The organism is Pseudomonas avellanae BPIC 631, assembly GCF_000444135.1.
GTDB lineage: Bacteria > Pseudomonadota > Gammaproteobacteria > Pseudomonadales > Pseudomonadaceae > Aquipseudomonas > Aquipseudomonas avellanae.
The window spans coordinates 20,182-32,534 of the sequence record NZ_ATDK01000051.1 but is presented as its reverse complement, the minus strand read 5'-3'; the positions used below and the strand labels follow the sequence as shown (position 1 = coordinate 32,534).

7 protein-coding genes and 1 pseudogene are annotated in these 12,353 nt (G+C 58.9%); 4 read left to right on the top strand and 4 right to left on the bottom strand.

The window, feature by feature from the left end; genetic code table 11:
* Positions 1–89 precede the first annotated feature (89 nt).
* The 3 genes and pseudogenes from DW49_RS0103420 to pobA form a co-directional block, all read right to left on the bottom strand.
* A pseudogene (locus tag DW49_RS0103420) lies at positions 90–2,696 on the bottom strand (toxin VasX); the annotation flags it as partial.
* A gap of 340 nt (positions 2,697–3,036) precedes the next feature.
* A complete protein-coding gene (locus DW49_RS0103415; RefSeq protein ID WP_005616717.1) occupies positions 3,037–4,362 on the bottom strand; it encodes an MFS transporter in 1,326 nt (441 codons plus the stop codon).
* A 511-nt stretch (positions 4,363–4,873) separates the two neighbouring features.
* Positions 4,874–6,058 carry a 4-hydroxybenzoate 3-monooxygenase gene (pobA, locus tag DW49_RS0103410; RefSeq protein WP_005616719.1) on the bottom strand — a complete coding sequence of 395 codons (1,185 nt, stop codon included), beginning with the start codon at positions 6,056–6,058 and terminating at the stop codon, positions 4,874–4,876.
* A 150-nt stretch (positions 6,059–6,208) separates the two neighbouring features.
* Here pobA and DW49_RS0103405 point away from each other — a divergent pair, with 150 nt between their 5' ends.
* Complete coding sequence (locus DW49_RS0103405; RefSeq protein WP_005616721.1) at positions 6,209–7,078, top strand: helix-turn-helix domain-containing protein; 870 nt, start codon at positions 6,209–6,211, stop codon at positions 7,076–7,078.
* A 51-nt stretch (positions 7,079–7,129) separates the two neighbouring features.
* On the opposite strand, the gene ppnN is transcribed toward DW49_RS0103405, so the two are convergent.
* On the bottom strand, positions 7,130–8,503 hold the full coding sequence (gene ppnN, locus DW49_RS0103400) for a nucleotide 5'-monophosphate nucleosidase PpnN (RefSeq protein WP_024420190.1): 1,374 nt from the start codon (positions 8,501–8,503) through the stop codon (positions 7,130–7,132).
* A 450-nt stretch (positions 8,504–8,953) separates the two neighbouring features.
* On the opposite strand from ppnN, the gene DW49_RS0103395 reads away from it, so the two are divergent.
* The 3 genes from DW49_RS0103395 to DW49_RS0103385 all read left to right on the top strand — a co-directional run bounded on the left by DW49_RS0103395 (position 8,954) and on the right by DW49_RS0103385 (position 12,320).
* Positions 8,954–9,628, top strand: coding sequence for a TIGR04211 family SH3 domain-containing protein (locus DW49_RS0103395; protein WP_005616724.1), 675 nt, complete (start codon positions 8,954–8,956; stop codon positions 9,626–9,628).
* A 398-nt stretch (positions 9,629–10,026) separates the two neighbouring features.
* Positions 10,027–11,628 (top strand): response regulator, encoded by a 1,602-nt coding sequence (locus DW49_RS0103390; protein WP_005616726.1) that lies wholly within the window; start codon positions 10,027–10,029, stop codon positions 11,626–11,628.
* Positions 11,625–12,320: a sensor histidine kinase gene (locus DW49_RS0103385; protein WP_024420189.1), complete on the top strand. Its 696-nt coding sequence runs from the start codon at positions 11,625–11,627 to the stop codon at positions 12,318–12,320. The genes DW49_RS0103390 and DW49_RS0103385 overlap by 4 nt, the downstream gene beginning before the upstream one ends.
* Positions 12,321–12,353 lie beyond the last annotated feature (33 nt).

Below are 12,353 nucleotides of genomic sequence, written 5' to 3'. Positions count from 1 at the left end.
GAAAAAATCAGCCACCAACTAACGGAAAATTCAAATCTTATCAATAGCTTAGCTTGCAGGTTATGGGTAGCTTATTTCGAAAACAGTACACTAGCGGGGAAAAAACCTCCGAACAATTGGGCTGCAGAACCTAATCCCATCATTAATACGGAAGACCACTTTACACGAAGTCCATATTCTTCCTCTGACGTTTTTGCTGCGTAAAAATCATCTGCAACATCAAATAGTTCAAGCATAACCGCCGCTAGCCCAAACCCACCCATCGCCACCATCGAGCCCCTGAACCCGCGTATAGCATCACCCCAAACTGCGTTACCCCGTGCTTTCCAATAAGCTGCCGACTTATCAAGAATGCCCACGTCATGCCCGCCAATAACCAGTGGCTTGGCCGTGCTGATAATCGCCCACGGCGCTTCGACAAATACCGCCATCAACAGGTTGAAGCTGTACCCCAATCCATACGTCACCTTGCCGATGTCCTTGGTACTGAAGTCTCCGTCCCGGGTGAGGTCCCGATAAAGGAAGGCAGTATTGATCAGGTTAAGCATGACCACCCCCCAGGTGATCGAGCCCGCCGTGCCGCCAAGTCGGTCGGTCCAGCCTTTGGCGCGGGCGAGCCAGTCTTTGGCGAGGGTTTTGCCAGACTGGAAGTACTGGCGAATCTCGTCCTGCAGTAGCCTGGCGTATTCGTTGTTTTGAAAATCGAGCAGGGCGGGGATGCTCAGTTCGTGGACGCGCAGTTTGTGTTTATGGGCCTGCAAGTTGCGAGCTGTGCTTTGGCGCGTGTTGTAGGCGTTCGGATATTGCCAACTGCGCACCAGCTCGCTGATCTGCTTGTTGAGAACCCGCCATTCACGTACCCACTGTTTGAGCTTGGTCACTGTCTGCTCATTGATCGCGACGCGTGCTGTCGAGTCGAGCAAAATCTGGCCGATCAGCAGGGTGCGAAGCAATGCAACGATGTTCTGCCGTTTGCCAAGGGCCATGCGGCTGTCGATGGGCACCCATGCCAGTAATACACTTTCAAACGTGGCTTTGCCTGCACCGCTGGCCAGTTCGCCGAGGGCTTTGAAGGTGTTTTGAACAGGCTGTTTGAGCGCCTTCATCCACGGCTTGTCGGCAAAACCCTGATGGTTGAGCACGCCATTGAGTTCACCGATGCGCGTGGCCAGATTGGTGACGTCGCCAAGGCCGTTCAACAGCGCGTCGGCCTCTTGGTGCAACGCCTGTTTGAGCGCGGCTGAGAAGCCGTAACGCAAGGTGCCGAACAGCGTGCTGGCGTTGGCTTCCTGCTCGGCCAGCCAGTTGGTGGCTGCGCTGTCTTGGGCGTAAATGATCTGCAGGTTGAGCATGATCGTTTGCAGGTACAGCAGTTGTGCTGGGCGGGTGGTATCGATAAACAGCTTGAGCGGGTCTGTACCGATATGTGTTGCCCAGAGCTGAAAATCGCTTTGCGTGTCACGCACCTGTTGTAGCAGTGCATCTCCGGTCGGCAGATGCTGTTGAAGATACTGGCGTGCGCTGCCCAGATCGACTTCGCGTCGCCATTTGTGGCGATCTTTCCAGGCCTGCGCGGCCTGTTCGGTAGGGGCGCTGCCGTAACGTGTTTCGATCGATTTGCGCATGTCCAGGCTCTTGAACATGTCCGGCAGCAGCAGAAAATCTCCAGGAACGTTGCTACTGCTGATCTGTGCCTCTTCAAGAATGCATTGCTCGAAGTACGCTTCGACCTCGCTCAGGTACTGATGCGTGCGCAGCGCATCACCGCGCACCGACGCCGGCAGCTTCTCCGGTTCGCTCTCTGCACCGCACAGCGTGGCGACGGTCTGGGCAATCTGGATCTTGTGTTCGTGCACGCTTTGCCATTCCCGAAAGGCCGCTTGATCGGCCGCCAGCTGCATGCCCAAGTCGTTGAAAACGGCGAGCGGGTAATCGAGGGCAATGACCAGAGAACTGTCCTGATCGTAGACGCTGCCCTGCCAGAAGACATCCGCACCCAGCGGTGCCCATAACGGATCGGGTTCTGCCCCCTCTGATGGCGGGCAAGCAGTTGGAATCGACGAGTCGGCAAAACGGCCATCATCAACCACACGGTCGTTGTCGATATCCGCCACGGCCTCGGCGATGCGATCCAGCGGCAGGGTATCCGGCTCGGCCATGGTGAGGCAGTAGCTGGCCAGGTCCAGCGCCTTCATCCACAACGTGCGGCTTGGGGCGTGGGAGCGCATGTGCTCGCACATTCGCCATGTCCACTGCATTGGCGAAAAGGCGATGTGCAGGCGGTTGTCGCGTGGATACAGCAGAAAGGGTTGTCCCTCACCGGCACCGTTTCGCTGGTCATTACCGATGTGCGCGTCTGTCCAGACGATGCGGCTCAGATGGCCGTCGCTGGCTGAGGCTGCGTATTCATGCAGCGTGCCGGCCGTTTCGTCGAACACGTAAACGTAGCCATCGTACAGTTGGCGCAGTGTGTAACTGCGTGTTTTCAACTTCGGCAGGCGGGCCCAATGGCCGTCTTTGGGCAGTGGCTTCAGTTGCCTGGGGTCAGCGTCATAGCGCGAGCGATCCAGCGCATAGCGCACCGGAACAATGGCGATATTCGGCCCACGGAAAGGGCACAGGCTGGTAGCGGTTGCCGGGGTTTTGGGGAACAGTGCAGCACGTCGTTGTTGATGGGTGCCGTTTTTATCGGTCATGCGTGACATTCTCTGCGCAGCAACGGGCAATTCACCCGCCGTATAGGCAGAACACCGTTCCAAAAAGTATGCCGAAATAAATTTTATCTATTTAAAACAAGTAGATAGAGTTAGGCGATGAAGGCCAGGCTCAATTACCAGGCAAAAAGCACTCAATACTGAGCAACCTTTTGCGCACATATGCGCAAGCTCGTTTAGGTGCTGCAGGGCGTGAAATAAAAGCCGCACCTGATTTCGGCCTGCTCTCTGTGCGCAAAGGTTTGCACACGGAGAGCGCCCCGAAGTGCATGACAGAAAAAGCCAGGCACCAGGCCTGGCTCGGGGCAGGAGATGAGCGTGTTCAGGCAGCGGCTGCGACCTTCACCGCGCTATGACGGCTGACCCGCAAAGCCACCAGGCTACCGACGATGGTCAGCGCGGCCAGCGAGTACAGCGCCAGGGTGGTCGAACCGGTCTGGTCCTTGATCCAGCCCACCAGATAGGGGCTGAGGAAGCCTGCCATCTGGCCGATTGAATTGATCAACGCCAGCCCGCCCGCTGCAACGCTTGCGCTCAGCAGTGCGGTGGGCAAGGGCCAGAACATGGGCAGGCTGGTCAGCGCACCCATGGTCGCGATGGTCAGGCCGAGGATGGCGATGAGGGGCACCGTCGCAAAGTTGGCGGCGATGATCAGGCCGGTCGCGCCCATCAGCATCGGTACTACCAAATGCCAGCGGCGCTCATTGCGCAGGTCTGCAGAGCGACCGACCAGCAGCATGAACACGCCTGCCATCAGGTACGGTACGGCGCTGATCCAGCCGATCACCAGCGCGTCGCTGAAACCCAGGTTCTTGATGATCGACGGCAGCCAGAAGTTGATCGCATACACACCGCTCTGAATGCAGAAGTAGATAAAGCCCAGAATCCAGATGAACGGCATGGTCAGCACCGAAGCCACCGAGCTTTTGCCTTGCACCGGTCGATTCAATTCATCGTGGGTGATATCGGTCTTGACCCGCTGGCGCTGTTCAGGCGTGAGCCAGCGTGCGTCTTCAACCTTGTCACACAACAGAAAGAACGCCAGCACGCCAAGCGCCACGGTAGGCAGGCCCTGAATCAGAAACATCCATTGCCAGCCCGCCATGCCGCCCTGACCGGCGGCAAAGTGGTTGAGGATCCAGCCGGAAAACGGCCCGCCGAGCAGCCCGGAGACCGGGATGGCCGACATGAACAGTGCCATGATCCGGCCGCGACGCTGGTTCGGGTACCAGCGCGAGAGGTACAGCACGATACCGGGGAAGAAACCGGCCTCGGCCATGCCGGTCAGAAAGCGCAGCACGTAGAACTCGACCGGTGTGGTGACGAACAGCAGGCAGGTGGAAAAGATGCCCCAGGTGATCATCATCAGGCCGATCCAGCGGCGTGGTCCGAAGCGGTTCAGCGCCAGATTGCTGGGCAGGCCGCACAACACGTAGCCAATGAAAAAGATACCGGCACCCAGGCCATAGACCGTCTCGCTGAAGCTCAGGGCGTCAAGCATTTGCAGCTTGGCGAAGCCGACGTTCACGCGGTCCAGGTAGTTGAACAGGTAGCAGATGAAGATAAACGGGATAAGGCGCAGGGTGATGCGACGATAGACATGATTGCCGTCAGCGTCGCCCACCTCGTGGGTCGAAGTAAGGGTCATGGCGTGTGTTCCTCTGTGCTTGTTGTTTTTAGGGGACTTGCCGGATGCACGCCTGATCATAGGGGGCGGGTCGCGAAAACGCTTTGGGGTTTTGCACGGCTACGCGGGGTGTGTGTTGTGTGATTGCACAACGCATGGCTCTGCGCTGGCATGTATTGCGTGGCTCGGCGTCCTCGTTGCGACGCTGCTCAAGATCGGACGCAGAGCGTCCAGAACTGCATTCCCACGCTGGAGCGTGCGGAGCGATAATCTCACTACCGCTATCGTGCGACGCTGCTCAAGATCGGACGCAGAGCGTCCAGAACTGCATTCCCACGCTGGAGCGTGCGGAACGATAATCTCACTACCGCTATCGTGCGACGCGGCTCAAGACCGGACGCAGAGCGTCCAGCACTACGATCCTACACTGGAGCGTGCGGAGCGATAATCTCACTACCGCTATCGTGCGACGCTCCGCGTCGGCATGCCTGTCCGGACGCTCCGCGTCCTCATACGCAATAAGTGAAATACATTACTCAATCGCCTCATATGGCAAACCCACATAATTCTCTGCAATGGTCCTGCGCCCGGCCTCTGAACCGACGTAGTAGTCCAGTTCGGTCTGCTGGATGCGCTGGCTGAACGCGTCGGTGTCCGGGAAGTTGTGCAGCACCGAGGTCATCCACCAGGAGAAACGCTCGGCTTTCCACACTCGGCGCAGGCAGATGTGCGAGTACTTTTCCAGCAGGTCGGTGCGGCCTTCGCGGTAGACCTTGAGCAGGATCCGGTACAGCGTACTCACATCACTGGCCGCCAGGTTCAGGCCCTTGGCGCCGGTCGGCGGGACGATGTGGGCGGCGTCGCCGAGCAGGAACAGGCGGCCGTACTGCATGGGTTCCACCACGAAACTGCGCAATGGCGCGATGCTTTTCTCGATGGACGGGCCGGTCACCAGGCGGTCTGCCAGGTGCGTGGGCAAACGGGATTTCAGTTCGGTCCAGAAACGCTCGTCCGACCAGTCTTCGACCTTCTCGTCGGCGCTGACCTGCACGTAATAACGCGTGCGAATGGCCGAGCGCATGCTGCACAGGGCAAAGCCGCGCGGGTGGTTGGCGTAGACCAGTTCTTCGTTGACCGGCGGTGTGTCGGCCAACACGCCGAGCCAGCCAAACGGGTAGACGCGCTCGAAGATTTTCAGCGCTTCGGCCGGGATCGATTGCCGCGACACGCCATGAAAACCGTCGCAGCCCGCAATGTAGTCGCAGTCCAGGCGTACGGTTTCGCCGTCTTTGACGAACGTCAGGTAGGGACTGTCGGTTTTTGGCTCGTGGATCTTCACGTCAGACGCGTCATAGACCGTCATCGCGCCGGTCGCCGCGCGGGCAGCCATCAGGTCGCGGGTGACTTCGGTCTGGCCGTAGACCATCACGGTCTTGCCATCGGCCAGGCTTTTCAGGTCGATGCGTTCGCAGCGGCCGTCGAAGGCCAACTCGAAACCATCATGAATCAGGCCCTCGGCGTCCATGCGTTCACTGACGCCTGCCTCGCGCAGCAGATCGACCATGCCTTGCTCAAGCACGCCTGCGCGGATGCGCGAAAGGATGTAGTCGGGGTTCTTGCGCTCGACGATCACGTTGTCGATGCCGGCGCGCTGCAACAGTTGGCCCAGTAACAACCCGGAAGGGCCTGAACCGATAATCGCGACTTGAGTTTTCATGACGGTTGCCCTCTCTGGTGCTCCCTGCCAACCATGATCGGCGGAATGCGTTTATTTTTGTCTCCTGTATTTTTAATGGATGCTGTCGAGATAAGAAGGCAATAATCAGCGCATTATGTGGACTTTTCGAGGGTTCAGGAGGCGTGCTGCATGTCCAGACCTGCCATTACCGCGATACCGGTATTCAAGCTCTATGGCGAAACCACGGCCTGGCCGACGCCCGACCTGATCCACTGCGAGTCGATCCCCGAGCGCAGCAAGATGCACGAATGGGAGATCAAGCCGCATCGGCATGGTGACCTGGTGCAGTTGCTGTATGTGCAATCGGGCAAGGCGATGCTCAAGGTCGAGGACCGGGTCAGCGAGGTCGAGACACCTTCGCTGCAGGTGGTCCCTGCGTTGAGCGTGCACACCTTCAGGTTTGCCGAAGATATTCAGGGGCACATTCTCAGTCTGGCCAAACCCTTGGTGGAGCAGCTTGATACGACGCTCGACAGCTCGGCGATGCGCACGGCACGGTGTTACGAGCTAGGGGCGGACAGCCATTACGTCGACACGCTGTTCAGCGCCATCGCCCGCGAATACCGACAGCCCAAGGCCGGTCGTGATCTGATGCTGCATTCATTGATCAATGTGCTCGTAGTCTGGCTCAGTCGCCGCAACAGCGAAGATGCTGGCGAACAGGTGCAGACAATGGACCGCGGGCGCGAGCATCTGCAGGTGTTCATGCATCAACTGGAAACAAGTTTTCGCGAGCACTGGTCCATCGAACAGCACGCGCAGGCCATGGGCATCAGCGCCGCGCATTTGAATGCGCTGTGTCGGCGATTGTGCGATCAATCAGCGTTGCAGATCATCAGCCAGCGACTGTTGCTGGAGGCCAAACGCAACCTGATCTACACCACCATGACCATCAATCAGGTGTCCGACAGCCTTGGGTTTTCCGAGCCTGCTTATTTTTCGCGATTCTTCAAGCGCGCCACCGGGCAGTCGCCCAGAGAATTCCGTCAGCAGAAATAAAAACGGAGCGCTCAAGAGCGCCCCGTTTGCCTGCCGGTCAAGGTTATGGGGTCAAGCCACAACCTGATAGCACGGCACGTAGGCCGCGCCACCCGGCAACTTCATCCGGTGCTGGTCGACAAACGCCTGCAGTAGCTTGTCGAGTGGGCCCATGATCGAAGGGTCACCCTGAATCTGATAAGGGCCGTGCTCTTCGATCAGGCGAATGCCCTTGTCCTTGACGTTGCCCGCCACAATTCCGGAAAACGCCCGGCGCAGGTTGGCGGCCAGCTCGTGCGTAGGCACGTCGTGGTTGAGTTGCAGTTTCGCCATGTTTTCGTGGGTCGGATCGAAGGGGTGCTGGAAGCTTTCTTCGATCTTCAGCAGCCAGTTGAAGTGAAACGCATCGTTGCGCTCGCGGCGGAACTGCTTCACTTCTTTCAGGCCCTGAGTCATCTGCCGGGCGACGTCCGCCGGGTTGTCGATGATGATCTGGTAATGACGCTGCGCTTCTTCACCCAGCGTGGCACCGACGAACGCGTGTAGCTGTTGCAGGTACGGTTCGGTGTTTTTCGGGCCGGTCAGGATCACCGGGAACGGCACGTCCTTGTTGTCCGGGTGCATCAGGATGCCCAACAGGTACAGGAATTCTTCGGCAGTGCCTGCGCCGCCCGGGAAAATGATGATGCCGTGACCGACACGCACGAAGGCCTCGAGACGTTTCTCGATGTCCGGCAGGATCACCAGCTCGTTGACGATCGGGTTAGGCGCTTCGGCAGCGATGATGCCCGGCTCGGTCAGGCCCAGGTAGCGACCGCCTACAATGCGTTGCTTGGCGTGGGCGATGGTTGCGCCTTTCATCGGACCTTTCATTACGCCTGGGCCGCAGCCGGTGCAGATGTTCAGGCTGCGCAGGCCCAGTTCGTGGCCGACTTTCTTGGTGTATTTGTATTCTTCGGTGTTGATCGAGTGGCCACCCCAGCACACCACCATCTTTGGCTCGACACCGGCGCGCAGGGTGCGGGCGTTGCGCAGCAGGTGGAACACGTAATCGGTAATGCCCTGAGAGTTGCTCAGGTCGATGCGCTGGCTGTCCAGTTCGCTTTCGGTGTAGACGATGTCGCGCAGGGCGCTGAACAGCATCTCGCGGGTGCTGGCGATCATTTCACCATCGACAAACGCGTCTGCCGGAGCGTTGAGCAGCTCCAGGCGCACGCCACGATCCTGCTGATGAATACGCACTTCGAAGCTTTCGTACGCTTCAAGAATGGTCTTGGCGTTATCGACATGGGCGCCGGTATTGAGAATGGCCAGGGCGCACTGGCGAAACAGGGTGTAGGTGCTGCCTGAACCGGCCGCGCTGAGTTGCTGCACTTCACGCTGGGACAGGGTTTCAAGGCTGCCTTTGGGGCTTACGGTGGCGTTAATCACTTGTCTTGGGATCATTCTATTTTCCATTAGAGCGATGCAGTCGAGCATCAGGATGGTGAACACCGTCGATGTTCACGCCTGTCAGGCCTTTTCTACAGCACTTGGCCGGGAAAGCAAACGTCGGACAGCACACGACCCTTGTTTGCGCCCTTATACGGCATCGCGGGGTTGAATCAGCGGGGTGAATTCGTTTGAAAGCAGGCACTTGCTCCGATGACCGTGCGGCTGAATCTTGACGCCTGTGCGGGGCAATAATGAACCTGACCCCTTTCACAGAGTCTGTTAGCTGATGGACTTTCTGGACGGCCTGCAAGAAAGGGATTTTCAGGCGCTTTCAAGTGCGCCTGATTGGCAGACAACCCGTCCGGGCAGGAGTTGCAAAACGTTCAATTGCCTGCCGTTCCCATCGTTAGCCGGCCCGTTCAACGAGGCTTTATTTTCATTCAGATAAAGACAATTATCGCCATGTCTCGTCATTTTTCTGCACTTCTTTCTCGTGCTCCCGGCCTGTTCGCCGTTTCGCGTCGCGTGCTCGGCGCTGGCCTGTTTGGCGCTGCATTGACCCTCGTGGTGCCCGCCAGCGTGCAGGCCGCGGGCAATGATCGCTGGGTCAGCGACAGCCTCACCACTTACGTACGCAGCGGGCCGACTGATGGCCACCGGATTGTCGGCACGTTGAAATCCGGGCAGAAGCTTGAGCTGCTCACCACCTCGGGTAACTTCAGCCAGGTGCGTGGCGAAGGCGGCGCGACAGTGTGGATTCCCAGCAGCGACCTGCAGGACGTCCCTGGCCAGATCGAGCGCGTGCCGCAATTGACCCAACAGGTCGCCGAGCTGACCGAGCAACTGGCAGGCATCGACAACACCTGGAAAACCCGCGTGCAAGGCATGCAGGAAACGCTGGATGCGCGCAAGAAGCTGGTCGATGAACTGGAGGCCCGCACCAAGGCCCTCAACGATCAGTTGGCCGATGCCCAGGCCGAACTGCGCTCCACGCAGGCGCGGCTTGGCGATGAAAACAAACAGGTCATGATGCGTTACATGGTTTACGGCGGCAGCATTGCCGGTGCGGGCCTGTTGGTCGGCCTGATTCTTCCGGCGCTGACCAAGGGCCGCAAAAAGAATGATGGCTGGGTGTAAACCTGCCTGAACGTCGAGTGGACCAACGTTTTTTGCGTTGGCCCGCTACCTGCTGATTAGCGCCGCGTACGCCGCGTGACCAATCTGTGTTCTGCTTCCCGAAAACTCCCTTCTCATTCCTGCAATGTCGATCCACTGCGCAAAATCATCGTGTGTTTGCCATGCGCATGAGGTGCGAAGTTGATGTTCGTTCTACAGTTTCTGCCCGGATGGTCGAAAAACTGAGTGTTGCCCTGAACTGCGTGGCTTGTCGCGAGAGGGGCAGTAACGGCGAATTGTGTTGTGGCATGTTGCCATCAGTTATTATGCGCGTCCTGAAAATGGGCTGCCGAGCCGGGCCTGATTGATTTTCAGGCTGTGGGTCTCATATTTTCACCCTCTCCTGTGCAGGAATCCGGATGCTGGCGTACAACCAAAAAAGCTTTCTTATCGTTGATGACTTCTCTGACTTTCGCAGTTCAGTGAGGTCGATGCTGCGTGAACTGGGCGTCAAGGAAGTGGACACTGCCGACACCGGTGAGCAGGCTCTGCGCATGTGCTCGCAAAAGCGTTATGACTTCGTGCTGCACGACTTCAACCTCGGCGATGGCCGCAAGAACGGTCAGCAGGTGCTCGAAGACCTGATGATCGAGCGGCTGCTGAGTTACGAAAGCGTGTTCATCATGGTGACTGCGGAAAACAGTCAGGCGATGGTCATGAGTGCGCTGGAGTGGGAGCCGGATGGCTACCTGACCAAGCCGTTCAACCGCGCCGGGCTGGCCCAGCGCCTGGAAAAGCTGGTACAGCGCAAGACCTTGCTCAAGCCGATTTTGCAGGCCCTTGATCGTCGCAAACCGGCCGAGGTACTGGCCGCCTGCAACAAGCTGATCGAGCAGGACCCGCGCTACGCGCCGTTGTGCCTGCGTTACAAGGCTGATGCCTTGCGCGACCTGAAGCAGAACGAGCCGCTGGAAGCGTTTCTCAAGACCATTCTGGCTGATCGTGCCACGCCTTGGGCGTATGGCGCGCTGGGTAGCCTGCTGCTCAAACGCGGCAAAACCGCCGAGGCGCAGGCCGTTTACGAACAGGCCATCAAAGCGTTTCCGACCATGCCGGCATTGTTCGACGGTCTGGCTGATGTACTGGTGGCGCTGGGTGATGGCAAGCGGGCGCAAACCGTGCTGGAAAGCGCGGTGCGCCTGTCGCCGCTGGCGGTGCGTCGGCAGAAGCTGCTGGGCAAGCTGGCGCTCGGTAACGAGGATTTCGAGAGCGCTTCCAAGGCTTATCGCCAGGCGGTTTCCCAAGGCCAGCATTCGCGCTTCAAGGACCCGGAAACCAACCTGGGCCTGGCGCACGCACTGATCAGCAAGGGCGGTGATCAAGGGCTCGATGCGCGCACGCGGGTCGAGATCAACAACGCGCTTGTCGACGTTGCCAAGGAACACTCCAACGACGAAGGCCTGCAAGTGCGCACGCGGCTGATGAAAGCCGCCAGCCTGCAGCACTCGGACCCGGAAACCGCCGCCAAGCTCACCGAGCAGGCGATGGCCAGACTCGACGGCATGGAGCAGGTGCTCAGCGCCGACGCCGCGTTGATGGTCGCGGCGCAGCTCAAGCAACTGGGGCAGGAAGAAGCCGGCGCCAGTGTCTTGAAAAGCTGCGCGCAAGCGTATGGCGATGACCCGGCCGTGATGAAAAGCGTGGCCAGCATGACCGACGATCCGGCGATTCTCGAGGCCAGCAAGGCGGCCGTCGATTTCAACCTGCAGGGCGTACGCAGTTACAAGGCGGGCAACCTCCCTGAGGCGCAGGCGTTTTTCCGCAGTGCGCTGGCGTTGCAGCCGAAAAACATCAGTATTGTGCTGAACATGGTGCAGTCACTGCTTCATCCGGGGCAGAACCTTGGGCAGGCGGCGATAGACGAATGCCGTGCCAGCCTGACGACATTGGGCAAGATCCCGGACAGCGATGCGCGTTACGAGCGCTACCAGAAACTCAGGGAGAGGGCATTTGGCGCATGACTCGACAACCAGAGCAGGGCCTCGATTTTTCCATGGTGATTGCCTCCACCGTGCACGACATGAAGAACTCGCTGGCGATGCTGACCCAAGCGCACAGCGAGTGGCAGGCAAAGCTTTCCAGCCAGCAGCGTGACACCCCGGAGCACGGCATCATCGGCTACGAGTTTGCCAACCTCAATGGCATGCTGGTGCAGTTGCTCGGCCTCTACAAACTGGGCGTCAACCAGATGCCGTTACGCCCCGATTACCACGAGCTGGACGATTTCATCGAGGCGCAACTGGCTCATCATCAGGAAGTCCTGGCCAGCCGTGGCATTACCGCACGCTGTGAAATCGACAACCTGAGCCCGTTGGGCTTTTTCGACCGCGAACTGGTCGGCTCGGTGGTGGGCAATATCATCGTCAACGCCATCGGCTTTGCTCGCGAGCAGCTTGTCATCAGTGTCGGCGATGAAGACGGTCAACTGAAAATCACTATCAACGATGACGGCCCAGGCTATCCGGCCTATCTGATCGATCAGCAGACCGACTACGTGCAGGGCATCAATCAGGGCAGCGGCAGCACTGGGCTGGGCCTGTATTTTGCCGCGCACATCGCCCGACTGCACGCCCGTGGCGGCATGCAGGGGCGCATAGAAATCGCCAATGGCGGGATGCTCGGCGGGGCGATGTTCAGCATCTATTTGCCTTGAATCACGCGGCCGTGAGCTATGCTCAACTGGCGT

What these genes read in the sequence shown, in the direction of transcription:
- pobA (WP_005616719.1), bottom strand. Translation starts at nt 6,058, where the DNA reads ATGAAAACTCAAGTCGCGATTATCGGTTCAGGCCCTTCCGGGTTGTTA.
- DW49_RS0103395 (WP_005616724.1), top strand. Translation starts at nt 8,954, where the DNA reads ATGTCTCGTCATTTTTCTGCACTTCTTTCTCGTGCTCCCGGCCTGTTC.
- DW49_RS0103415 (WP_005616717.1), bottom strand. Translation starts at nt 4,362, where the DNA reads ATGACCCTTACTTCGACCCACGAGGTGGGCGACGCTGACGGCAATCAT.
- ppnN (WP_024420190.1), bottom strand. Translation starts at nt 8,503, where the DNA reads ATGATCCCAAGACAAGTGATTAACGCCACCGTAAGCCCCAAAGGCAGC.
- DW49_RS0103390 (WP_005616726.1), top strand. Translation starts at nt 10,027, where the DNA reads ATGCTGGCGTACAACCAAAAAAGCTTTCTTATCGTTGATGACTTCTCT.
- DW49_RS0103385 (WP_024420189.1), top strand. Translation starts at nt 11,625, where the DNA reads ATGACTCGACAACCAGAGCAGGGCCTCGATTTTTCCATGGTGATTGCC.
- DW49_RS0103405 (WP_005616721.1), top strand. Translation starts at nt 6,209, where the DNA reads ATGTCCAGACCTGCCATTACCGCGATACCGGTATTCAAGCTCTATGGC.